Here is a 21,861-nt window from a genome sequence, read left to right on the forward strand (position 1 = left end):
GAGAGACCCCATGAAAAAGAGAAAATCCATTGTTACATTGAGTATGGTGCTTATATTTGTTATGTTAGCCTGCAATATGCCCGGCGTTGCGGTGAAGCCCGAAGGAGAGCCTTCCATTACAGCAGACGCCCCCGTCACATCAACGCCAGCCGTACAGGCGGATCAGGCTACTGCGACAGTTGTTCCTTCTCCAACGGTTGAATTGCCTACACCCACGCAGGAGATCACGCATTCACTGGTTCCTGACCAATATAAAACCAGGCAAATTGATCAATGATGTTGTGTCTGTCGATACCGCCGCTGAGGGACGTGCGCCTTATGGGGATTCTTATAAAGCCAATCTTTTTGAGCGTCCGTTCTTACAGGATATGACTTATGTATCTGATCTGGATATCGTCAGTTACAACCTGGCTTACGATGAAAAGTTTTATTATATTTCCATTGAATTGGTGGGGACGAATCCAAACAATTCCCTTGGTCTTAATTATGCAGTTGAATTGGATATTAATGCAGATGGCTACGGTGATTACATTATTGCAGCCCGTCCGCCGTACAATGTTAACTGGTCACCCGATAATGTGCAGATCGTTGAAGATACCGACCGCGATACCGGCGGACTCTCTGCAGAAAAATCAGATGGTCCGCTGCCCGGCAATGGATACGATACCGTTATTTTTGATGGCGGTCGCGGCGAGAATGACACGGACCCTGATCTGGCCTGGGTGCGTGTAAATGCTGGAAACAGGGCAACGGTTCAATTCGCTTTTAAAGTGGGCTTTGCCGGCACACGTTTTATTTATGGCGTACTTGCTGATGGCGGCTTAAAGAGCTACGCCGACCTGGATTATGTGGATCGTTTTTCAGAGGAGCAGGCAGGCTCACCTGAAAAGAGTGAAGAGTTTTATCCACTCAAGTCTTTATATGCTGTGGACAATGTCTGTCGTGAAGCCTTTGGGTTTACTGGCACGGGTCAGGAACCGCAGCGTTGTAAGCCAACTCGTTAGCTCTAAATTGTGCAGGAATAAACTGCCCTCGAAGTTTTTTTCGAGGGCAATTTTGTTATATTATCCAACTCCTGCGAGAAAGGTTTGCGTGAGATTAAAAACTTCCTGCGGATGTTCCAGCGGCAGAATGTGCGTTGATTTTTCCAATGTTTCGATCTGTATTTTTGGATTTTTCTTTTTTACAAGATTTGCTGCGTTTTCCAGAAAAGTATCTGTTTCTGCACCGCGGATGATGAGCGTTGGGATTTTTAGTTTTGGCAGTTCACGCCACAAATCAAAGTCGCGCAGTCCGGTTAAATAAATGTGAGATTCCCACTCTGGAGAGTAGATCAACTCGAATCCGCCGCCAGGTCTTTGTTTTGTGATGCCAGAAATGTATGCGCGCAAACTTTCATCGCTCATGTATTTAAAGACATCACGCGAACGGTATCCACGAAAGACCATTTCCAAATTGTCGAAGGTGCGGCGGCGTTTGAGTGCGCCCGCGATCTTGGGGTGTACTTTGTTTCCCAGCCCCACCATGCGGATTAAATTCCACATCAATAAGAATGATGGCACGAAGAGCACGGGATCAAATAAAACCAATGCGCGAAATTTTCCAGGGTCACGTAACGCGGCCCGCAGGGTGACAATGCCTCCGATGGAATGACCCACTCCTATCGCTGGAGCAAGCCCGCCCGTAGAGAGGAAGCGCAGCAAGTCATCCGAAAGTGGATGCCAGTCATCAATGTCTTTGATGGTTGCGTCATCCCAAAGCGGGCGGAGTTTCATCCCGAAAACATGATGTTGAGTTTTTAATAATTCAAGCAACGGTTTATAGCATTCAGGCGGGTAGCCGTTGGCGTGAAGAAAATGCAGCGGCGTTCCCTCGCCGCCATAATCGAAGTTTGGAATATTCATTTTTTTTGTCCGCTAATTTTCGCTAATCATCGCTAATTTTTGTTTGATGGATATGCTGCCCTTCGCGCAGTTTTTGCGCTTAAAGAGTAGAGGAATTTCCCTTGGTTAGAACAAGGCGTTTCCATTCGAGGCTTGGGTAGCGCCCAAAATTGATAAGCACGCCAACCTGTATTCCTGTTGCTTTCAGGTAATTTAATAATTGGCCTTCTTCTCTTAAAGTTAAACCATTTGCAGCTTTTATCTCGACGATTATTTTTTCATAACACATCAAATCTGCAATATAGAATTTCTTTAAAGGCTTTCCCTTGTACTTTACAATGATCTGGTGTTGTGCTTTGAAGGGTATTTTTCTTTCCTCCGCTTCCATTTCCATGGGTTCCTGATATACGTTTTCCAAAAAGCCGGGACCTAAGTCATTGTAAACATCCATTGCTGCGCCAATGATCGAATAGACCTCATCTTTAAATAGCAGATCAGCCATAACACCTCACGGTTCTAAAATTCGCGTCTTATTCGCGAGAATTCGTGGACTTAATATTTTCCGTAATTTATTTTCTCGCTGTATTGCGCTTCCACTTTGAGCCGGTCGTGAGTCTTTGCGCCGAGTTTTTCCCAATACGCTGCGCGGTCTTCCACGCCGTATACCCACTCATCGAGATACGCTTTGACTGACTCTTGTGACTCGCTGATCTTATCCCACGCCAGATAGAACTCATTGTCGCGGTCATAATAACCCTGTGAATAAGATGGATGACTCGCGTATGGGACATGACACACGGCATCAACAATATTCGCGGGGATCATGGTGCGGTTCGGGTCGGACCTGATAACTGATTCGTCGACGATTTCTTCTGCTGTGAGGATGACTTTTTGCGCAGCGAACGCGGCTTCCTTTTGCTCACCGATGATGCCCCACAAATGGGCGTTGCCGTTCTTGTCAGCGCGCTGCACGTGGACAATAGCCACATCAGGATTCAAGGCTGGCACAACGATCACATCCTTGCCGCCATAGGGATCGGGGATGCGTTTGATGAGCGGATTCGATTGTTCAAGGCTGGTGGCGCCGGTTTGATTCATAGGCAGGAAGGGCAGGCCGGCCGCACCTGCTTGCAGGCGGGTGATCATGCCAAAGTGGGAATATTCCTCCCATTCGAGTTCGCCTTTTTCGAGTGCGGCGCGTACGATGCGCAGTGAACCAACACCGGGGTTTCCCATGTAGGAAAAGATAACTTTCTTCGCGCATCCCGCTGCGACCATTTGATCGTAAATGAGATCGGGAGTGGCGCGGGCGAGAGTGAGATTCTTTTTTCCCTGACGAATGATCTCGTGCCCGGCTGCAAAGGGAATCAGGTGGGTGAAGCCTGCTGCATAGACCACATCGCCATCGTTGACGTATTCAGAAATTGCCTGCTTGAGTGAAATAAGTTTTGACATGTTATTTTTTCCTTAGCCTCTATTTTGGTTTCTTTTTTCTTTCTGGCTGATTCGATCTTTGTCTTTAGCCAGGCAAAACGTCCGGCGGAAGGGGGAGGGGTCATGCCGCGCCGAAAGGCCCAGCCAATGCCGATTATGACAATTGCTACGAATAGATAGTCAAAATCCGTCTGTTCGGCGAGGTCTGAGGCAACAAAGAGAACAAATGCGCCTCCGCCAATAACATAGAAGAACATTCCCACACGAAAAATTAAGGGATCTTCAGAGTCCATTTGTGAAAATCTCCGACATCGTCTGTATCTTGTACAGGTTTATGGTTTTATAGCTGAGAATAATATTCTGCGGAACGGATATAGTAAAGGGCTTTCCGGTAATGCTTTTTTCATCTTTCTACCAAGTACTTCAAGAAATTCAGATTTATGTTCTCCAAGCCTTTCAAAATAGGGGACAAGCGCTGTGCCGGATATCCATTCGATCACTGCGTCTGAATTTTGCAATATGTGCGGATATATTTTTTCAAAGACGATGATGTCTTTGGCGTTTTCTTCAAACAATATTTTTGTGTATTGATCAATGGATTGAACAGGAGATATGCGTTCAAACCCATTCACGATTTTATTGAATGGAGCTTCTTTTGCCGTTTCGCGGATGAGTAGATGTGAAATATGATTATGGTTTGATGGAATTTGCACACATAATTGTCCGCCAGGGTTAAGCCTTGAAAATAAATAAGGAATTAATTTTTCGTGATCTTCACACCATTGAATGGCGGCATTGCTGAAGATGAGGTCCCAGGAGCCTGCCAGTGTGGATAAATCTCCCTGTTCAAATCGCAGGTTGGGGGCTGCGTGGGGAGCGGCTCGCGCAGCGTCCAGCATTTGTAATGACGAGTCTAGTCCGGTTACGTCACTGTTTGGCAGGGTGTCTGTCAGTATGCGGGTTAATTCGCCTGTGCCGCAACCAAGATCAACTACCTTGAGCTGCGGGCGGATTTCTACAAGTTTCAACAGATCATGGAATGGCGCGGAACGTTCCGACTGAAATTTATGATATTGTTTTGGATTCCAAGACATGATTACCTTTAAAATTTGCCCCTTTCTCAAAAAAGAGAAAGGGGCAGCAGTGTTAAACGTAGTGTTATTTTACAAGGGTGCGGATCTGCTCGTGCATATAAAGCGGGAGATAGTAATGGCCGCCCGCGTTCTTGCCGCTGGAGCCGGAGCCTTTCCAGCCGCCGAAGGGTTGGAAGCCGGGCCATGCGCCGGTGGTGGCGCCCTGTGGACGGTTGGCGTAGGTGACGCCCGCTTCGATATGATCGAAGAACCAGTCAGTTTCTTCGGGGGAGCCGTAGAAACCAGCGGTGAGGCCGTAGTTGACATCGTTGGCGATTGCCATGGCTTCGTCCATGCTGCTGACTTTGCCGATGGTGGTAATGGGCAGGAACATTTCTTCCTTCCATAAGCGATGACTGAAGGGCAGGTCGGTGACGAAGGTATTTTCGCAGTAGTAGCCTTTATCAAACATGCCGCCGGTCTTCACTTTACCGCCGATCAGGAATTTGCCGCCACCCTGGCTGATCTCTGCGCAGAAGTTCTTGAAATCAGTGTAGGATGAATTGTTGACGACAGGGCCGTTGTAGGTGTTGCGATCTGTGGGATCGCCGAGGACTAATTTTGAGGCAGCGTCTTTCAAACGGCCGACCAGGTCATCGTAAACAGAATCAGCTACCAGTACGCGAGAAGCGGCGGAGCATTTTTGTCCCTGTAAACCAAAGGCCGAGCGGATAATTCCGATGGTGGCGCGTTCCAAATCCGCATTCTTTGAGACGATAACGGGGTTTTTTCCGCCAAGTTCCAAAATGATCGGGCGGACATAATTGCGTTTGCCGTAGTCCTGGAACATTTTCATGCCAACGCCGAAGGAACCGGTGAAGGTTACGCCGTCCACTTCGGGGCTGTCGACAAGTGCCTGACCGAGCGTGGAGCCGGGGCCGGTGACGAAGTTTAGTACGCCGTCGGGAATGCCTGCATCACGGAAACAATCGATTAAGAGGCGTACGATCCACGCTGTGTCTGTGGCGGGTTTGATGACTACTGTGTTGCCTGCAACCAGTGCTGCGCCCATGGGGCCGCCGGTGAGAGCGAAGGGGAAGTTGAATGGAGAAACAACCAGCCATACGCCATAAGGACGAAGGACGGATACGTTGCTGGCGTCGTAGCCAACCAGCGGATCTTTGCCCATCTCAACCACGTAGCCGTTGTTCTTTTCCATTTGGTAGCATGAATAATAAATAAGGTCGGCGGTTTCCTGCACATCGCCCAAAGATTCCATGCGGTTCTTGCCGACTTCCATTGCCATGGCCGCGCCTAATTCAAAAATGCGTTGTTCAATTAAGGAAGCGCCTTTGCGGATGATTTCTACCCGTTTTTGCCATGGAGTGCGGCTCCAACCTGGAAACGCCTTGCGTGCCGCTTCCATTGCATCCTGGGCATGTTTCGCATTGCCTTTTTGCATCTTTGCCAACACCCAATCTGTGTTGACCGGAGAGTGGTCGTCAAATTTATCGTCGGCCAGCACTTCTTTGCCGTTGATAAACATGCCATGTTCCTTGCCCATATTTTGCTTGAGTTTTTCCACGGCTTTATCAAAGCCGACGTGAAGCTCTTCGGGTGGATTAAACATGGTGGCATATGTAAGTTTGAAATCTGACATGGGAGTCTCCTTGGTAGTTACAAAGTTTTGTAGTTGAATGGTTGTCCTGTGAAACTACTGACTTAACCCAGTATAGCGTAGGATTTCACAACCGTCAAAGTAAAGCGGCTGTTTTTTGATATGACGTACTTCCTTGTTAGAGTTTAGTGAGAATCTGTAAGAATAAGCAAAAACAGACTATCATTTCTTCAATGCTTTGTATTCCATATTTTTATAAGGAGAAAAAGATGAAATCCCGCTTCACCTTCTGGACACTTCGACGTGCTCAATACGCCGCTGTGAGCCTGATTGCTGTTTTTGCAATATCTGCCTGCGCTCCAGCAGCGACCAGCGCCCCGGTAGTACCGACAGATGCTCCTGCACAAGAGGCTGCCCCTGCCACCTCTGCGCCTGTGGATTCGGTTGTACCTACAGCGACAGAAGCTGCACCCGTTCAGGCGGTTGCCACTTCTCGCGGCCCCAACCTTGAGGCCACCGACCCGACCACAGTCAGTTTGGCTTCGGGACAGTTGCAACTGATTGAGTTTTTCCGCTTTACCTGAAGTACCTGCCGCGCAATGGCGCCCATGGTTCATGGGCTTGAAGCGGAATATTCTGGCAAGGTCAAGTTCTCCTATCTTGATGCTGACGATCCAAATACAGACTCATTTCAACGAACGCTTGGGTTTGCATATCAGCCTGAGCTATATCTGCTGGATGGAGATGGGAACGTCCTGATGAAATTTATCGGCTTCTACATCAGAAGATCAATTAAGAAGCACCTTTAATCAATACTTGCAGTAACCAAAACTGCCCATCGAAAAGATGGGCAGTTTTTTGATCTCTTACAAAGGTTGTTTTTTTCCAAAAAGGCACAGTCGAAAACTTAGCGACTTAGTGCCTTTGTGACTTTGTGGTTTATTACGTTTTACTTATGCAAGTGGTCTATTTTGTATTCCTTCATTTATAATCGCCGCCTATAGAAATCTTCATTAAAATTTCAGTTTTTATCTTTGGACTTGTCATTGTGGTCATGACCATTTTTTCGGCGCTTTCCACCTTCGTATTGACCCGCGCCGCGCGCAGTCAGTTGAATCGGGTGGTGTTCGGTCTCATGCGCCGCATCTTTGAATTTATTCTGCGCTTCACGAATACGTATGAACAGCGCGATCAGATCATGGCCTATTATTCACCGATCAGTTTGATCATGCTTGTGCCTGTTTGGTACGCGCTCATTATGTTGGGATACGCTGCCATGTATTGGTCGCTGGACGTAGGGGACTGGTTCGCCGACATCCGCTACAGCGGTTCATCCCTGCTGACGCTTGGTTTTGCCACTTCTGAGAATCCCTTTGTGACCATACTGTCTTTTTCAGAAGCCTTGATCGGATTAATTCTGGTAGCTTTGTTGATGGCTTATTTGCCGACCATGTACGCCGCCTTTTCACGGCGCGAACAGGCTGTCAGTATGTTGGAAGTGCGCGCCGGGAATCCGCCGTCTGCGTTGGAAATGCTCCTGCGGTTTAATCGCATTCACGGTTTGGACAAACTCAATGAGTATTGGAAAACATGGGAAATATGGTTTGCAGATATCGAAGAGAGTCACACCACTTTGCCCGCGCTGGTTTTCTTCCGCTCACCGCGCTCTGATAACTCGTGGATCACTGCTGCAGGTGCAGTGTTAGACGCCGCCGCCATCACGGTATCAGCTGTGGATATTCCTGCCGATGTCTCGGCCTCATTAAGTATTCGCGCCGGGTACCTTGCCTTGCGGCGCATCGCTGATTATTTTGATATTCCTAATCCGCAGAATCCAAATTATCCAAACGACCCGATCAGCATTACGCGTGAAGAGTTTGACGAGTTATTATCCAAATTGGAAGTGGCGGGTGTGCCATTGAAAGCGGACCGTGAAAAAGCGTGGCTTGATTTTGCCGGCTGGCGAGTCAACTATGACCGGGTCTTGCTGGTACTTTGCAAACTGGTCATGGCTCCCCAGGCACCCTGGTCCAGTGACCGTGTGCAAAGATTCAAAATGCCCCCGATGTTCATCTTCAAAAAGAAACATAAAGCACCCCAAAGGACTTGGCCCTAAACCTGAATTTCGGGGGTCATTTTTCTGTTCACTACTAACTTTTTACTTCCACTTTTTACTTATTACTTATTACTTATTACTCATCACTTCTCATGCATTCCCGTCGTAATTTCTCGCATCTGTAATGGCCTTGGTCACATTCACAAACGGAAGCAGGATCAATCCCATCACGAAGAAGAAGATCAACGAAAGGAGTGCAATGCGTAAATTGCCGAACATTTGATTCGCGAGACCGAAAACCAAAGGTCCGATCCATGAGGTGCCGCGTTCGCTGATCTCATAGAAAGAGAAGAACTCTGCTTCCTTGCCGTTCGGGATCATCTGTGCGAACAAACTTCGGCTGATGGCTTGCGAACCGCCCATTACCAGTGCAATGAAAATTCCAAGTATAAAGAACTGCGCAGTTGCGGTCGGACCTTTTAATCCGCCGTAGGCATAGATCACCACGCCGGCCCAGATCACAAGGCTCACAACCACTGACTGCTTCGCGCCGATCCAGCCGGCAAGTTTGCCCCAAAATAAAGCTCCAAAGAACGCCACGAATTGGATCATCAAAATAACGGCGATCAATGTTGATTGTTCAAGTTCCAGCCCGCCCTGAATCAGAGGCGCGGCGGCAAATGTCGAAGCCACGGCGATCACTGTCTGGATTCCATCGTTATATAAAAAGTAAGCGATCAGGAATTTCAAAGTCTCAGGGAAATGCTTCACTTCACTGATGGTCTTACGCAGCTGCTTAAAACCAATGCTGACATACGTATCCCCGGCAGGCAGTTGACGCGCCGCATGACGCGGGCGTAGGCGGCTCCATGTCAGGAAGGAAAATCCAAGCCACCAGATACCCGCAGAAGCAAGGTTGATGCGCACAGCCAGATCGCCGGGTATGCCCAGGTCTTCGCTGAACGTGAAGAAGGCCAGATTAAGCGCCAGTAAAATTCCGCCGCCCATGTAACCCATCGCCCAGCCATACGAAGAAACGCGGTCTCTTTCATCTTCACTTGCAATATCAGGCAGATAGGCATTGTAGAAAACCATCGCCGCACCAAAAGCAAGATTGGCGACAACAAACAGCACGCCGCCCAGCCACCATAATCCGCCGGTGACGAGGAACATCAAGATCGTTGCCACTGCGCCGATGGTCGCAAAAATTTGCATCATGGTTTTGCGCATATGAGAATAATCCGCGATCGCGCCGAGAATGGGCAGGAACAAAACCTGCATACCCACAGAAAATGAAATACAGTAAGGCAGGAAGGAATCCGGGCGCAACAGGGATTCCCAAAAAATGAAACGGTATCCGTACCTGCTGCTTCTGCCGCTGTGCGCGCCAATGAAGCCACATATGGCCCTAAAAATACCGTGCCAATTGTCGTGCTGAAGGCTGAATTTGCCCAGTCGTACATCGCCCAGCCGAAGATCTCTTTTCTATCGTTCATCATTGCTGTGTCTTTTGCCATACATCCTCCAAGCCTGAAATTGGTTATTATAGAGACAACACAAGGCAGTATAAGTAGTTTCGGCTGCAATGTAAAGAAATTGTTATTGTCTCAATCGGATGGGCGTGCTATCATTGGCGCCTGTGCGGACAATCTGGATGAAGAACTCGCATCCTTCGCACCCTAACCTGATCCTACTTAATAAGCATTATCCATGCTGGAGCATTTAACTCATGTTTGAAACCCTCACTGGAAGACTCAACACGATCTTTGACGGATTACGCCGCCGCGGCAAACTCTCTGAAGCGGATGTTGATGCCGCCATGCGTGAAGTGCGCCTCGCACTGCTCGAAGCCGATGTGCATTTTAGCGTGGTCAAAACTTTCATCGCCCGTGTGCGTGAACGCGCCGTGGGCTCAGAAGTATCGAAGGCATTAAATCCCGGCCAGCAAGTGATCAAAATAGTCAACGACGAATTGATCGCATCGCTCGGCGAACCCGTTGGATTAAATCTCACCGGCCCGAAACCGCGTGTCATTATGATGGTCGGTTTGCAGGGCGCTGGTAAAACAACCGCCTCCGGCAAACTTGCACGACTGATGAAAGCAAAAGGCGAGCGCATTCTGCTGGTGGCTGGTGACCCGTATCGTCCCGCCGCTGTAAAACAATTGCAGCAACTCGGCGAACGCCTCGATGTTGAAGTTGAAACTGACCCGACACTGACTCCGCCGCAGCTTGCGAAGCGTGCTCTCGATAAAGCTGAAAAGGGTGGATTCAGTCTGGTGATCGTGGATACAGCCGGCCGGTCGCAGTTGGATGCGGAGCTGATGGGTGAGTTAAAAGCCATCGCTGCGAACGTCAACCCGATCGATATCCTGCTCGTAGTCGATTCCATGATCGGTCAGGAAGCCTTGAACATCGCGCAAGGTTTCAAAGAGGCCATTAATTTAACAGGCCTCATCCTCACCAAAATGGACGGTGACTCACGCGGCGGCGCTGCGATCTCGATCCGCTCAGTGACGGGCATCCCGATCAAATTTATCGGTACCGGTGAAAAACTCGACGCGCTTGAAACGTATGATCCCTCGCGTTTGTCTTCCCGCATTTTGGGCATGGGCGATATGATCGGCCTGATCGAAAAAGCCGAAGCTGCCTATGGCGAGCAGGACATGGAAAAGCAAGCCAAGCAGGCGCAAAAAATGATGAAGGGACAATTCTCTTTGGAGGATTGGCTCGATCAAATGAAACAAATGAAGAAGATGGGTCCGCTCTCTCAAATTATGGAAATGCTCCCAGGTCAAATGGGACAGGCCGCCCGTGGCATTGACCCGGCCCTTGTTGAAAGTTCATTCAAACAATCTGAAGCCATCATTTACTCAATGACTTTGAAAGAACGCCGCGACCCTGATATTTTGAATGCCTCGCGCAGAAGGCGCATCGCTGCCGGCTGCGGCATGGATGTGCAGGATGTGAACCGTCTCATCAAGCAATTCCGCGAAGCGCAGAAGATGATGAAGATGTTCCAAAAGACAGGCGGCAAGGGAATGGGAAAACTGTTTGGCTAATTCGTTGAGCAGTGGATAGTTGCCGGTTTGATGGTTGTGCTTTTTTAGATGATGAAATAAAAAGTGGATTGTGCTGTTGATGCGCAGTCCACTTTTTAACACGCTCCGGTTTTCGCGGCGTTACAGCGTCCAAAACTTTGGGTGGGGAGATAGTTATATAAGTTTCAAAAGGAATTCTTCGGTCTCCGTGCCGTTTTCTTCTGTAAACTTATCTTCGCCTGCAATAACGAATCCGCATTTCTGCAATACTCGCTGAGACCCGATATTATGTTTTACAACATGCGCAAACAGCGGACGTATTTTTACAATATCTAAGAATTCTGCAAGTGCCTTTGTCGCGATGCCTTTACCCCAGAATTCTTTTCCGAGCCAATACCCAATTTCCCATTTATCGGATTGTTCCCAGCTCAAAATATTGCCAGCTACATGCCCGTCAAAGAGAATGGTTTTTATGATTCCATTTTTATTAACCATGATCTTTGACCAATGTGCCATAAATGCCTCCCGCGGTCTGGATGGAAAGGCGGCCATTTGTGTTGCTTCTGGAACTAATTGCTGCTCGTAGAATATCGGCAGATCTGCTTCGGCCACAGCGCGTAATGTAACATTATTTTTCGTCATAAGTTTCTCCGTAAATTGGACTTGCGCAGATTCTCAATCAGCTAATTTTACATGACGGCGCGCTTGTATGTTTTACGGGGAACGCATCGTCTGATGGATTACTACATTAAAGGAAAATTAATATGACAGATTCCATTAAAAATAAGAAACCTTTTGAAGTTGGCATTTATTCCTTCGTGGAATTAACTCCGGATCCCACTACGGGACAGTTGCTCGACCCGACCCAGCGCATGAGCAACCTGATGGAGACCATCGAACTGGCCGATCAGGTTGGCCTGGATGCCTTTGCTCTTGGCGAACATCACCGCCCCGATTTTATTTCGTCTTCGCCGGTCACCATTCTGGCTGCCGCCGCCGCGCGGACAAAGTCCATTCGGCTGAGTACCGCTGTGACCGTTCTAAGCTCCGATGACCCCGTGCGTGTCTTTCAAGATTTCGCCACCCTCGATCTATTGTCCAAAGGCCGGGCTGAGATCATGGCGGGGCGCGGTTCCTTTATTGAATCATTTCCGCTCTTCGGCTATGACTTGAATGACTACAACGAATTATTCTCTGAAAAACTTGAATTGCTTTTGCGATTGCGTGAATCTGAGATCGTGACCTGGTCTGGAAAGCATCGTCCTGCTTTGTTTGAGCAGGGCGTTTATCCGCGCCCGCATCAGGAAAAAATGCCGGTCTGGATCGCGGTGGGCGGCACGCCCGAGTCTGTCATCCGCGCCGGTAAGTTGGGACTTCCGCTGGCGATTGCGATCATCGGTGGTATGCCCGAACAATTTGCACCGCTGGTTGCTTTGTATCGCGAAACCGCCGAACGCGCCGGGCATGACCCCGCCAAACTTGAAGTCAGTATCAATTCTCATGGTTTTATTGCAGATGATTCCATGCAAGCCGCCGATGATTACTTCCCCTCGTTTCAGCAGATGATGAACAAGATCGGGCGTGAGCGCGGCTGGTCCGGCATGACCCGTCAGCAATTTGAAAAATCCCGCACCCTGCGCGGCTCAGATTTTGTCGGGAGTCCTGATGAGGTTATCGAAAAGATCCTATTTCAGCATAAGATATTCGGGCACCAACGATTTCTAATTCAATTGGGCATTGGGACAATTCCGCACGCCAAGATGATGAAAGCCGTTGAATTGCTTGGCACAAAAGTTGCCCCCGTTGTACGCAAGGAAATTTCAGGGTAGAGATGGATACCACTGGATATATGTGGAAATCAGCCTGGAAAGCCAGGCTGTAATGTATAGGCGTAAGATTTGAATACTGAAAAACCCCCCATTACATATCTAGATATTCTTAACTTTTTTCTCGTACATTTTCCTTCAACAGAGTTCCTTTATAAGCCGTGCAAATGTAGAGCTCAGTCCACGCTTTATTGGGCAGCTTTTTCTCAGAACAACTCATCCAACAAAATATAATAATTTATCTTATCCCAATCGGGTTGAATTTCAAGCAGACTGAAAAATAAATTGAGGTATTCTTTATCGTTGCCTATATCATGTTGAATTGAACGGACACAAAAGGCTATGTCGTACCATTTATCCGCCTTGCCGCTTCTGCCTAAATCAATGAAGCCGCTTGTTTTATCTTCTCTAATGAAGATATTGCTGTCTCCGAAATCACCATGAGAAAACACCAATTCTTCGTTTGGTTTTTGGGTTTTTAGAAAAGTATGCAACTCATTCGGGTCTCTAAAGGGCGTGTTGTCCTCCCAGTTTTCGGTGTTCACATCGGCCAGTTTATTTTGTAACAAATAGTCTAATTCATTAAGCCGATTGTCTACGTTGTTATTGTAAGGACAATCCAAAGTGCTGACGGACTGAAAAAATTTTATGCCTTCGCTGTAAATTTTCACCATCCTTTTCGGGTCACGGTGTTGTTCGTAATCTTCGCTTCCCATAACACCGTCAACTTCACGCATTAGTAAAAAGTTTGCGCTTTCATACTTTTCAAAGTGTAATACTTCTGGAACAGGTAATTTTTCTTTTAACCATAGCATGATATCTTTCTCGCGTTCGACATTGTAAGTTGTCATATCATACCGGCTGTCTGATATTTTCAAATAAAAATTTTCATTACGCCCGATTAATTTATATACACGAGCGGGAGACATTCCTTCCGTATCTTTTACAAAACGGTAATTTCTGGTAATTTTACTTAACTGCCTGGAAAGTTTTAACTTCAACATCGTTTATCTTTTTGGCACAATAATTTTTATGGCATAACCACCGTCGAATGGCTCGTGTGACTGGCACTAGGTCTGGGAACGTGTGTTAGTCGTTTATATGGTTTCTAAAGCGAAAGCCACCATTTCCGTCTGCTTTTTTCTTGTAGTATTCGTATTGCATCAGGTGTCCCTATTTGAATTAAAACGTCTTTTGAAAGATTTCTAATCTTTTGACTTTTATCCACTAATAACTCGCTAATGGCGTAAACAGCTTCGTCTGCTTTGAGTCTTCCCAGGGCGTCAACAATCCAAAAACGTACCGACACTTCACTGTCGTTTATAGAATTAATCAACTCAGGTATTGCTCGCTTATCCCCGATGTCTCCTAACGCTTGCGCAGCACCGACACGTGCATCTGGGTCTTCACTGTTTAGCAATTTTATCAAGGGCTCAACAGCGTCTTTGCCAAATATAAGAATACCTGAGATGGCAGTTGGATGATTTTCAGGCTCATTCAATTGAAGTAATAACCTGGTTAAATGTTCTTCACTGTTTTGAGCAAGTGTCTGCAAGGCTTCTTTTCTCTCGAGCTCAGCCTTTTCACGTTGTTTCAACCAAATTTGTTGACGTTTCCATATTCTTTGTAAGTTAGCACCACAATTCTTACAAGTAGCTGCAGTAATGCTGTTTTGTGTGTAACAAAATGGACAACCTGCTTGTAATACAGCCTCGCATGAAATACAAAACTTGTTCGTGTTTGCATTTATTGTGCTGCACTTAACACAAATAATCTGACCAGTTTTAGTCCAGTCAGTCATGACGATAGCAGAGCCGCAAGCGAGGCAATTAAACGGCTCGTTTGAATTGATACTGGTGGCGTCTAACGGAGAATTACAGGCTGGGCAATTTAGTAGATTGAGTGTCATAAATCCAAAATTATCCTATTAATGAGGTCGAGTTTTAAGCCATCATTTTTGTGCCCGCCCAACAGTTTGCGTTACCTGCGCTGGGGCAGGACGGCGAAGCCGTCCAACCAGAAAAATGATAAAGCGTAGGAAACTGCTTGGTATGTGCGCACGCGAAGCGTCCCAGTGTCAGGTAGTATCATGAAAAGGGACACGGCAGATCGATGTTAGGTAGGTCGTAGCAGACCGTCGTGCAGCAAGATCGCCGTGTCCGTTCGTCAGGTGAGCCCGAACAGTTGCAAGGTCTGCACGCTTTGTTAGCCACCTTTTGACGAGGGACGTACACCGCCACCCAAAGGATTCACTGGCAAAAAGAGATAATGAACTCGCTTTGCCAATTCACAAGTTTTATCAACACCAAGCCAATGATTCATTTCTTGAATTGCTGGCAACCATTCTTGTTCGTTTTGTGGACATTTAGCATTTTCTCGATTTTCACCATAGAAGTAAATGAACAATAAACGAACATTGACTAATGGAACACATTCATTCATTAGGAAATGTAAAACTGCTAATCGGTTGGCATATTGATAATAATTCTTGAGCCAATTTTCAACAGGCTTTGATTGATTGCCAAAAGCCTGACTTGCCTTTTCTAATGCCGTAAATATTTTTTGCTTACTTGTTGGATTGGTTGCGCCACAATCGCTGTTTATTTCGCCAATGTGGCCTTTTGCTTCAACCAAAAGCCACTCGTCACGATTATCAAAATGGATTTTACCAACGGCGTCCCAATTTTGGGAATTGCCAGTTTGCGCCCAGAAAGATTTCCATTTTTCTTGAACCTGCTCATCTTGAATAAATTCAAGCCCTAAAAACTCTTTATCGTCTTGCAAAGGCGCATTTTCTTTGGAAAAGTCAAAATCTAAAAACTCAACCGAATTTCCGCCAATTACATTCAAAATATTCTGCGATAAATATTCTCGATGATAACCAAGATGACGAAGTAAATGCCATTCGCTACCATATCCAAAACCTATTTTTCCCATAAATGATTCCTATGTTTTGCAGGTGGGTGGCTAACGGTTTGCGTTACCCGCGCTGGGGCGGGCGGCGGGACGCCGTCCGACTGGGAAAATGTTGAGGCGTAGAAAAATGCTTGGAATCGCGCCAGAATCCCCAGCGTCGGGTAGTATCATAAAAAGCGGACATGGCAGATCGATGTCGGGTAGGTCCTAGCAGACCGTCGTGCAGCAAGATCGCCATGTCCTATGTGCATTAGCCTGAACAGTTGCAAGGTCTTGAAGACCGTATACTAGCGCAGGCATATCTCCATTATACAAAGCGGAGGCAGGAATGACAACTAGTAGCGGAAAGTTCGTAGGGATCGATGTAGCGAAAGACAAGTTAGATATCGCAGTGCTGGGGGAGAAGAAAGCCAGCCAGGTGGGGAATGATGAAAAAGGAATCACAAGTCTACTTAAGAAAATGCAAGTGTTGAAGCCAGTCCTGATCGTAGTGGAAGCGACGGGTGGATACCAACGTGCAGTCGTGCTGGGACTGTACGAAGCAGGGTTGCCAGTAGCCGTGGTTAACCCAGTGCGAGTGAGGCAATATGCTAGAGCCAGCGGACTACTGGCCAAGACGGACAAACTGGATGCTTTCAACCTGGCAGAGTTCGGGAAACAGATGAAACCGAGGCGGTTCGAGGCAAAAAGCGAGAACGAACGATACATATCGGCCCTGTTGGTGCGGCGCAGACAGCTGGAAGAGATGTTAAAAGCAGAAAAAAGCCGCTTGCGGACGGTTTCAGTGGAGATGAGAGAGTCTGTAGAGCGGATGATTGAGATGTTGAAAGAAGAGATCAAGCGGCTCGAAAAAGAACTGGACCGCTTCATGAAAGAACATGAAGACTGGCAAGAACAGGAAGATATTCTGCGCAGCGCCAAAGGCGTGGGACGGGTAACGGCAACGACCTTGCTGGCAGAGCTGCCAGAACTGGGAAAGTTAGACCGCAAGAAGATTGCTTCCTTGGTGGGCTTGGCACCGATGAACGCGGACAGTGGCAAGAAGCGAGGGTATCGAAAGACAAAGGGTGGGCGAATGGAAGTGCGCAACGTGCTGTACATGTCGACTTTGGTAGCGACGCGCTATAACCCATTGATCCAGGCGCAGTATCAGCAGTTATTGAAGAGGGAAGGTGAAGAAGGTGGCGTTGACAGCGTGCATGCGAAAGTTCCTAACCATCCTGAACGCGATGATGCGAGATGGGCAGCCTTTCGAGGTTCGGCTGTAACATGATGTGATGGCGACTCCTAAAATCAAACAACTGCCTTGACATTCAAGACAGTTGCTGCACCTTTGTTAGGCACGGCATTGTCTTTCATAATGATAATCTACTTGATTACAACCTGCAAGCCGTTCAAAGTTGAATACACCCCAAGAATTATAAACAAAATCCCAAGAATATACTATCACCAATGGTAACCAAGAAATTATTTTTGAATGCGAAGGCTCGTTTTGAGGGATTTTAACCAAAACCAAGCAAGTGCAACATTTGCATAAACCAATACCTGTATTCGATAACCCTGCGCTTACTTGCCAAGGACGAAGAATTTTTGAGAATTCTATTTGTGATGACACAGATGAGGAAATTGTGTGATTTTCTGCTGCGTCGCCAATTGCGCCGCTTAATATAAACAGGATACCGATGACAATAAAGATTAGAGATAAAAGGGGAAATTTTTTTTGACGAATTGGCAAAACTGTTGCGAATGTAAATGCCATAATTGCGAAGATTGCTCTTAAGGCATAAGTTGGAATAAGAATAAGTAACCCAAAGATAACTATAATAATCAAAATTGCTATTCCAATTGAATTTCGGCGTATCTTTTTATGAAGAGAAATATTCATGGGCTTCATCCAATTCCTTTTGCCTGTTTTACAACAAAGTGCCTAACGGTTTGCGTTACCCGCGTGTGGGCGGGCGTGGACAATGTTTGAGATGTAGGAAAAGCCCGAAGCCAGAAAAATGCTCCTAAATCGCGCAGACTCCCACACGTCGGGTGCACGCTTTGTTAGCCCGCTTTTCTTTTTTAGATCAATTTGTTTCATCTGCACGTTCCCACCAAAGAAGTGTACAAATCAATCCAATAACGCTAGTCAGCGTGATAATGATAAAACTAACCGAACCCAAACTTTCTCCCTGAGAATATAAAACAGGAATAGACCAAGGAAAGTATTCTCCCCATCCCGTAGCGTTTATCAGTTGCGCCAATATAAGAGCAATAATTATGGTGCTTATTGGTGGTAAATACCCATGTCCTGCACTTGCCGAGAATGCAATTGGTGTAGTGAGGATAATAGTTGGACTCGCTGCAATTACAACAGAAATTCCACTTTGTATAAAAATTGCGGGGTTTGGGGGGAAGGCTCAGCGCAGTACCAATACAAAAAGTGAGCAGGCAAAGCATTATTGTCAGCGCAAAGGACCACCTCATCACTACGATGCACTTGCTCATCACAATAGTTGAACGTGAAGTTGGCAAAGCAAATAAATCTTTGATTGTATGGTCAGAATACTCTCGCCCAAATACCCAACTGGTAATGACACCAAAGAGAACTAAACCGCCAGCCCCTACTGCCATGATGAGAAATTGAAAATAGTTGTTCCAATCGGCGGTTCCCATCGTCAAATTTGCTTTCATACTAATTAATCCAACGCGGCGTGCCATTTCTGGGTCTTTCAAGACAATCATAAAGAACCCGCCACCTAGCGGTATCATCGCAAATCCGAGCGCGGTGAACAAAGGCACTTTAGACCGACGCGCTTTAAGAAATTCTACCCAAATGGCTTGCACTAGGTTGTTCATTGTGCTTTTCCTTCTTTTACTGCGACCATACGCAAGAAGTAATGTTCGAGGTCTTCTTGTTCAACATAGAGCATTGTTGGGGCATATCCAGCATTTACCAATTGCGTTGCGATTTTATCGGGATGGTCAATTGCCGCTTTTCCCTTTATTTCAATAACATCATCTGGTAATAATTCAACAGAATATTCGGCGTTGCTAAGTATGCGATAAGCCGCGTGAATATCGTTTGAACGAACAAGTACTCTTTTTCGCCGATTACGTTCAAGTTCATCTACATCAAGTTCTTGAATCAAACAACCGCGATGGATAATGCCAATACGATGCGCAAGCCGCGATACTTCACCCAAGATATGACTCGACATGAAAATAGTGACTCCTTGTTCATGTGCGAGTTCAGTGAGTAGGTTTCGGATTTCTACAATGCCTGCTGGGTCAAGCCCATTTGCTGGCTCATCGAGAAACAAGAGTTCGGGATTATGGAACAGGGCTTTGGCAAGTCCCAATCTTTGTTTGTTGCCTAATGAGAGTGTGCCTGCTTGTTGGTCTGCGTACTGCGATAGCCCTAGTCGCTCAATGGCATAACTAACAGATTTTGGCTCTGTGCCAGGGCGCAAACGTCGCATTACTTCAATATTTTCGCGCACAGTTAGTTCTGGATACGCATTAGGAGTTTCACCAGAAAGCCTACACGACCATAACTTATTAATTCCGATGTGAATTGACGATTCCAACGCGGGCTTCTCCGCTTGTTGGCTTGACCATGCCAAGCAACATGCGTATTGTCGTGTTTTGCCTGCGCCGTTGAGTCCCAAAGAGCATATATTTCGCCTTTAGTAACGCGCAGAGACAAATTGTCAACGGCGGTAACTTTGCCGTATTGTTTTACAAGATTGTTGGTTTCAATGGCTGTGTACATTTTTTCCTGAAGGTGTTGTTATGCAAAGTGCGGGCTAACGGTTTGCGTTACCTGCGCTGGGGCGGGGACGGACGCCGTCCGACCTGGGAAAAAGCGATAAGGGGAAAAAAGGCTTGGAATCGCGCCAGCATCCCCAGCGTCGGGTGCACGCTTTGTTAGGCGCGGTTGAACCGAAGACTCGCTAGCGCTAAAAAAGGCATTTCCATAAATAACTACTGCCTATTCTTTCGTAACTTTTTTCGCCAAGATTACACTATCCGAATTTTGCTCTAAATATTCATCTGCGCTGACTATAGAAAAACCATATTTAATGTAAAACTTTATTGCTCTGGAATTTCCATTTGTAACTTGGGCTATAACTGTACGGAAGGAGTTTGATTTGCCCTTGAAAACATGGCATTCATTAAATCTCCCAAGCAACGCTAGTTCCCCGACATTCAGGGGCTACCCATACCTGTAACATTTCTCCTACGTCTGCTTGATTATCAAGGCGATAGAGTGCCGCAATTCCAACAGGCTCATTATCAGAAAAGGTGACAAAAGTTGCTCTGTCAATTCCGAGTGCGGTACTTTCTACTTGTTCGCGCCAACTTTCAAGCAGTTCGTTGTAATGCCGAATCGTAAGTGGATGAAAAGCATAAGGCGCATTTTGTAAAGAATTAAGCCTTATCTGCTTGAATAGGTCTGCTTCGCCAGATTGAATTCGTCTTGTGGTGAACATATTGTCTCTTTCGTAATGGCGGTTTAATTGATTAGCGCCTAACGGTTTGCGTTACCTGCGCTGGGGCGGGGACGGCGAAGCCGTCCAGCCAGAAAAATGATAAGGCGTGGAAAACTGCTTGGGATGTGCGCAGACTCCCCAGCGTCAGGTGCACGCTTTGTTAGGCGTTTTTGGGTTGCGTAAGATTCTTGCCTGTAAAGACTCCACTGCAATTAACAAGATTTTTACATACAGCAATCTTTGCTAATAACCAAAATGACACAACCCATAAAGGCAACAAGTAATTAAAGGTTATACTTGATCAAAGAAGAATTAAAGTCGACGATTAACCTCTTCTCTGCGATTAATAAACCTGCCCTGCCCCAATCATGCCGAAAATCAGTGCCTGCCGTAATAACCGTAACTCCATAAAAATTAGCAAACTTAGTTGTCATTTGTACAAAGAGGATTGCAATAGAAAAGGTCATGTCCCCAACCCGCCAATCAAAGTGAATAATGGTCAAACGGCGAAATCGAGATTTGTTTTCAGGCGCATTCATGTCAGCAAACGCACCTTGGCTTGTGCCTCACGAATTTGATTTGCATATTTCATTTTGAGCGAGTGCCGAGAACTGCAACCACAATCAAAAACCCTATTAGGATTGACATGCAAATGACTGACAAAAGGATTTTGATTATATTCATGAAAGATACTATGCCTATTTTTTTTTTTTTGAAGCGCCTAACGGTTTGCGTTACCCGCGCTGGGGCGGGCGGCGGGACGCCGTCCGACTGGGAAAATGCTGAGGCGTAGAAAAATGCTTGGAATCGCGCCAGAATCCCCAGCGTCGGGTGCACGCTTTGTTAGGTTGCGTTTTTATCCAAAGTTCAATCATTTCATTTAGCCTGTTTAAATTTGATATAAGCGAATTACCTTCGGCTATTACTTTTTCTGTTGGTGGATAATTAAAGATTGAATCTCCATTTTCATCTACGTCTATTTCGGGTTGCTGAGCATATTGTGGGGTAGAGTTTTGCTAAAGAGTAATATCCTGACAGGTTTTGAAGATTTGAAACATTTTCTCTATGTCTGCAATATACACTTGCATTGGGTCAGATACTTCAAGTGTGCGCACAAAACTTGGTAATAGTGCTTTTGGATTTATTTTCTCCATTGCTAATTCTATTGTGTTTTCAAGTATTTTTTGATTTTATGATGCACCTTTTCAGTCTGCAAGATAATTCATTTTCCAGTTTTCTGCTCAATTCTTTCTGTTCCGCTTCTAATTCAGGCTTTCTCAATATGTCTGGAATGTCATAATCAAGGAGTTGTTTAGCAAATCTACAGAGAGTTTTGCATATTGCGCTAACTAGATCAGATGAAATAGTAATGCCATTTCCTTGATGATACAGTTTGTTTCTTATGTCATGATAAAACGAACATGGGACAAATCAATTCCATTACTTTATCTGGCGTTGCCTCTTTTACTGCCCTGACCAATTCATGAAAACCGCCATTAACACTTTCTGCTCGTTTATGGAAAGGGTTTTGCGC

24 protein-coding genes and 1 pseudogene are annotated in these 21,861 nt (G+C 46.3%); 9 read left to right on the plus strand and 16 right to left on the minus strand.

Features of this window, described 5'->3' with window-relative positions; all coding sequences use genetic code 11:
- Positions 1 to 10: 10 nt before the first annotated feature.
- Positions 11 to 277, plus strand: a complete 267-nt coding sequence (locus IPL71_RS07980) for a hypothetical protein (protein WP_345320498.1) — start codon at positions 11 to 13, stop codon at positions 275 to 277.
- A gap of 4 nt (positions 278 to 281) precedes the next feature.
- Complete coding sequence (locus IPL71_RS07985) at positions 282 to 1,004, plus strand: hypothetical protein (RefSeq protein ID WP_345320500.1); 723 nt, start codon at positions 282 to 284, stop codon at positions 1,002 to 1,004.
- Between the two features lie 60 nt (positions 1,005 to 1,064).
- Here the strand turns inward: IPL71_RS07985 and IPL71_RS07990 are convergent, their stop codons facing one another.
- The 6 genes from IPL71_RS07990 to IPL71_RS08015 form a co-directional block, all read right to left on the minus strand.
- A complete protein-coding gene (locus IPL71_RS07990; protein WP_345320502.1) occupies positions 1,065 to 1,904 on the minus strand; it encodes an alpha/beta fold hydrolase in 840 nt (279 codons plus the stop codon).
- A 79-nt stretch (positions 1,905 to 1,983) separates the two neighbouring features.
- Entirely contained in the window at positions 1,984 to 2,385 is a 402-nt protein-coding gene (locus IPL71_RS07995; protein WP_345320504.1) for a GxxExxY protein, read from the minus strand.
- Between the two features lie 50 nt (positions 2,386 to 2,435).
- On the minus strand, positions 2,436 to 3,338 hold the full coding sequence (locus tag IPL71_RS08000) for a CoA transferase subunit A (protein ID WP_345320506.1): 903 nt from the start codon (positions 3,336 to 3,338) through the stop codon (positions 2,436 to 2,438).
- Complete coding sequence (locus tag IPL71_RS08005; protein ID WP_345320508.1) at positions 3,251 to 3,610, minus strand: hypothetical protein; 360 nt, start codon at positions 3,608 to 3,610, stop codon at positions 3,251 to 3,253. The genes IPL71_RS08000 and IPL71_RS08005 overlap by 88 nt, the downstream gene beginning before the upstream one ends.
- 39 nt (positions 3,611 to 3,649) lie before the next feature.
- Positions 3,650 to 4,411: a methyltransferase domain-containing protein gene (locus IPL71_RS08010; RefSeq protein ID WP_345320510.1), complete on the minus strand. Its 762-nt coding sequence runs from the start codon at positions 4,409 to 4,411 to the stop codon at positions 3,650 to 3,652.
- Between the two features lie 64 nt (positions 4,412 to 4,475).
- Complete coding sequence (locus IPL71_RS08015; protein WP_345320512.1) at positions 4,476 to 6,050, minus strand: aldehyde dehydrogenase family protein; 1,575 nt, start codon at positions 6,048 to 6,050, stop codon at positions 4,476 to 4,478.
- Positions 6,051 to 6,277: 227 nt separating this feature from the next.
- Between IPL71_RS08015 and IPL71_RS08020 the strand changes: the two genes are divergently transcribed.
- From IPL71_RS08020 to IPL71_RS08030, 3 genes are all read left to right on the plus strand, one after another.
- Positions 6,278 to 6,592 (plus strand): hypothetical protein, encoded by a 315-nt coding sequence (locus IPL71_RS08020; protein WP_345320514.1) that lies wholly within the window; start codon positions 6,278 to 6,280, stop codon positions 6,590 to 6,592.
- A gap of 15 nt (positions 6,593 to 6,607) precedes the next feature.
- On the plus strand, positions 6,608 to 6,817 hold the full coding sequence (locus IPL71_RS08025) for a YbbN family protein (protein WP_345320516.1): 210 nt from the start codon (positions 6,608 to 6,610) through the stop codon (positions 6,815 to 6,817).
- A 245-nt stretch (positions 6,818 to 7,062) separates the two neighbouring features.
- The gene (locus IPL71_RS08030; RefSeq protein ID WP_345320518.1) at positions 7,063 to 8,124 is read left to right on the plus strand and encodes a hypothetical protein; all 1,062 of its coding nucleotides are present in this window, start codon (positions 7,063 to 7,065) and stop codon (positions 8,122 to 8,124) included.
- A gap of 90 nt (positions 8,125 to 8,214) precedes the next feature.
- Here the strand turns inward: IPL71_RS08030 and IPL71_RS08035 are convergent, their stop codons facing one another.
- Positions 8,215 to 9,393, minus strand: a complete 1,179-nt coding sequence (locus IPL71_RS08035; RefSeq protein ID WP_345320520.1) for an MFS transporter — start codon at positions 9,391 to 9,393, stop codon at positions 8,215 to 8,217.
- 51 nt (positions 9,394 to 9,444) lie between these two features.
- Between IPL71_RS08035 and IPL71_RS08040 the strand changes: the two genes are divergently transcribed.
- Positions 9,445 to 9,747 (plus strand): hypothetical protein, encoded by a 303-nt coding sequence (locus tag IPL71_RS08040; protein ID WP_345320522.1) that lies wholly within the window; start codon positions 9,445 to 9,447, stop codon positions 9,745 to 9,747.
- A 46-nt stretch (positions 9,748 to 9,793) separates the two neighbouring features.
- Complete coding sequence (ffh, locus tag IPL71_RS08045) at positions 9,794 to 11,125, plus strand: signal recognition particle protein (RefSeq protein WP_345320524.1); 1,332 nt, start codon at positions 9,794 to 9,796, stop codon at positions 11,123 to 11,125.
- A gap of 153 nt (positions 11,126 to 11,278) precedes the next feature.
- Here ffh and IPL71_RS08050 read toward each other — a convergent pair whose 3' ends face one another.
- Positions 11,279 to 11,746, minus strand: a complete 468-nt coding sequence (locus tag IPL71_RS08050) for a GNAT family N-acetyltransferase (RefSeq protein ID WP_345320526.1) — start codon at positions 11,744 to 11,746, stop codon at positions 11,279 to 11,281.
- Between the two features lie 122 nt (positions 11,747 to 11,868).
- On the opposite strand from IPL71_RS08050, the gene IPL71_RS08055 reads away from it, so the two are divergent.
- Positions 11,869 to 12,933: an LLM class flavin-dependent oxidoreductase gene (locus IPL71_RS08055; RefSeq protein ID WP_345320528.1), complete on the plus strand. Its 1,065-nt coding sequence runs from the start codon at positions 11,869 to 11,871 to the stop codon at positions 12,931 to 12,933.
- Positions 12,934 to 13,136: 203 nt separating this feature from the next.
- Here IPL71_RS08055 and IPL71_RS08060 read toward each other — a convergent pair whose 3' ends face one another.
- The 3 genes from IPL71_RS08060 to IPL71_RS08070 form a co-directional block, all read right to left on the minus strand.
- Positions 13,137 to 13,934, minus strand: a complete 798-nt coding sequence (locus IPL71_RS08060; RefSeq protein ID WP_345320530.1) for an APH(3') family aminoglycoside O-phosphotransferase — start codon at positions 13,932 to 13,934, stop codon at positions 13,137 to 13,139.
- A 104-nt stretch (positions 13,935 to 14,038) separates the two neighbouring features.
- On the minus strand, positions 14,039 to 14,839 hold the full coding sequence (locus IPL71_RS08065; RefSeq protein ID WP_345320532.1) for a HEAT repeat domain-containing protein: 801 nt from the start codon (positions 14,837 to 14,839) through the stop codon (positions 14,039 to 14,041).
- A gap of 296 nt (positions 14,840 to 15,135) precedes the next feature.
- Positions 15,136 to 15,867, minus strand: coding sequence for a hypothetical protein (locus tag IPL71_RS08070; protein WP_345320534.1), 732 nt, complete (start codon positions 15,865 to 15,867; stop codon positions 15,136 to 15,138).
- Between the two features lie 307 nt (positions 15,868 to 16,174).
- Here IPL71_RS08070 and IPL71_RS08075 point away from each other — a divergent pair.
- Positions 16,175 to 17,114 (plus strand): annotated as a pseudogene (locus tag IPL71_RS08075) (IS110 family RNA-guided transposase).
- 68 nt (positions 17,115 to 17,182) lie between these two features.
- Here the strand turns inward: IPL71_RS08075 and IPL71_RS08080 are convergent.
- The 5 genes from IPL71_RS08080 to IPL71_RS08100 all read right to left on the minus strand — a co-directional run bounded on the left by IPL71_RS08080 (position 17,183) and on the right by IPL71_RS08100 (position 20,866).
- On the minus strand, positions 17,183 to 17,731 hold the full coding sequence (locus IPL71_RS08080) for a hypothetical protein (protein ID WP_345320538.1): 549 nt from the start codon (positions 17,729 to 17,731) through the stop codon (positions 17,183 to 17,185).
- A gap of 269 nt (positions 17,732 to 18,000) precedes the next feature.
- Entirely contained in the window at positions 18,001 to 18,690 is a 690-nt protein-coding gene (locus IPL71_RS08085) for an ABC transporter permease (RefSeq protein WP_345320541.1), read from the minus strand.
- A complete protein-coding gene (locus IPL71_RS08090; RefSeq protein WP_345320543.1) occupies positions 18,687 to 19,502 on the minus strand; it encodes an ATP-binding cassette domain-containing protein in 816 nt (271 codons plus the stop codon). The genes IPL71_RS08085 and IPL71_RS08090 overlap by 4 nt, the downstream gene beginning before the upstream one ends.
- 507 nt (positions 19,503 to 20,009) lie before the next feature.
- Positions 20,010 to 20,327, minus strand: coding sequence for a GNAT family N-acetyltransferase (locus IPL71_RS08095; RefSeq protein WP_345320545.1), 318 nt, complete (start codon positions 20,325 to 20,327; stop codon positions 20,010 to 20,012).
- 284 nt (positions 20,328 to 20,611) lie between these two features.
- Entirely contained in the window at positions 20,612 to 20,866 is a 255-nt protein-coding gene (locus tag IPL71_RS08100; protein ID WP_345320547.1) for a hypothetical protein, read from the minus strand.
- Positions 20,867 to 21,861: the final 995 nt, after the last annotated feature.

It is taken from the genome of Candidatus Villigracilis proximus (assembly GCF_016717045.1).
In the GTDB taxonomy this organism is placed as follows: Bacteria; Chloroflexota; Anaerolineae; order Anaerolineales; family Villigracilaceae; genus Villigracilis; species Villigracilis proximus.

Bases quoted from the DNA above. Each gene is read 5' to 3' on its own strand.
- IPL71_RS07980 (WP_345320498.1), top strand. From the start codon at position 11: ATGAAAAAGAGAAAATCCATTGTTACATTGAGTATGGTGCTTATATTT.
- IPL71_RS07990 (WP_345320502.1), bottom strand. From the start codon at position 1,904: ATGAATATTCCAAACTTCGATTATGGCGGCGAGGGAACGCCGCTGCAT.
- IPL71_RS07995 (WP_345320504.1), bottom strand. From the start codon at position 2,385: ATGGCTGATCTGCTATTTAAAGATGAGGTCTATTCGATCATTGGCGCA.
- IPL71_RS08000 (WP_345320506.1), bottom strand. From the start codon at position 3,338: ATGTCAAAACTTATTTCACTCAAGCAGGCAATTTCTGAATACGTCAAC.
- IPL71_RS08005 (WP_345320508.1), bottom strand. From the start codon at position 3,610: ATGGACTCTGAAGATCCCTTAATTTTTCGTGTGGGAATGTTCTTCTAT.
- IPL71_RS08010 (WP_345320510.1), bottom strand. From the start codon at position 4,411: ATGTCTTGGAATCCAAAACAATATCATAAATTTCAGTCGGAACGTTCC.
- IPL71_RS08015 (WP_345320512.1), bottom strand. From the start codon at position 6,050: ATGTCAGATTTCAAACTTACATATGCCACCATGTTTAATCCACCCGAA.
- IPL71_RS08020 (WP_345320514.1), top strand. From the start codon at position 6,278: ATGAAATCCCGCTTCACCTTCTGGACACTTCGACGTGCTCAATACGCC.
- IPL71_RS08025 (WP_345320516.1), top strand. From the start codon at position 6,608: ATGGCGCCCATGGTTCATGGGCTTGAAGCGGAATATTCTGGCAAGGTC.
- IPL71_RS08030 (WP_345320518.1), top strand. From the start codon at position 7,063: ATGACCATTTTTTCGGCGCTTTCCACCTTCGTATTGACCCGCGCCGCG.
- ffh (WP_345320524.1), top strand. From the start codon at position 9,794: ATGTTTGAAACCCTCACTGGAAGACTCAACACGATCTTTGACGGATTA.
- IPL71_RS08050 (WP_345320526.1), bottom strand. From the start codon at position 11,746: ATGACGAAAAATAATGTTACATTACGCGCTGTGGCCGAAGCAGATCTG.
- IPL71_RS08055 (WP_345320528.1), top strand. From the start codon at position 11,869: ATGACAGATTCCATTAAAAATAAGAAACCTTTTGAAGTTGGCATTTAT.
- IPL71_RS08060 (WP_345320530.1), bottom strand. From the start codon at position 13,934: ATGTTGAAGTTAAAACTTTCCAGGCAGTTAAGTAAAATTACCAGAAAT.
- IPL71_RS08065 (WP_345320532.1), bottom strand. From the start codon at position 14,839: ATGACACTCAATCTACTAAATTGCCCAGCCTGTAATTCTCCGTTAGAC.
- IPL71_RS08070 (WP_345320534.1), bottom strand. From the start codon at position 15,867: ATGGGAAAAATAGGTTTTGGATATGGTAGCGAATGGCATTTACTTCGT.
- IPL71_RS08080 (WP_345320538.1), bottom strand. From the start codon at position 17,731: ATGAATATTTCTCTTCATAAAAAGATACGCCGAAATTCAATTGGAATA.
- IPL71_RS08085 (WP_345320541.1), bottom strand. From the start codon at position 18,690: ATGAACAACCTAGTGCAAGCCATTTGGGTAGAATTTCTTAAAGCGCGT.
- IPL71_RS08095 (WP_345320545.1), bottom strand. From the start codon at position 20,327: ATGTTCACCACAAGACGAATTCAATCTGGCGAAGCAGACCTATTCAAG.
- IPL71_RS08100 (WP_345320547.1), bottom strand. From the start codon at position 20,866: ATGAATGCGCCTGAAAACAAATCTCGATTTCGCCGTTTGACCATTATT.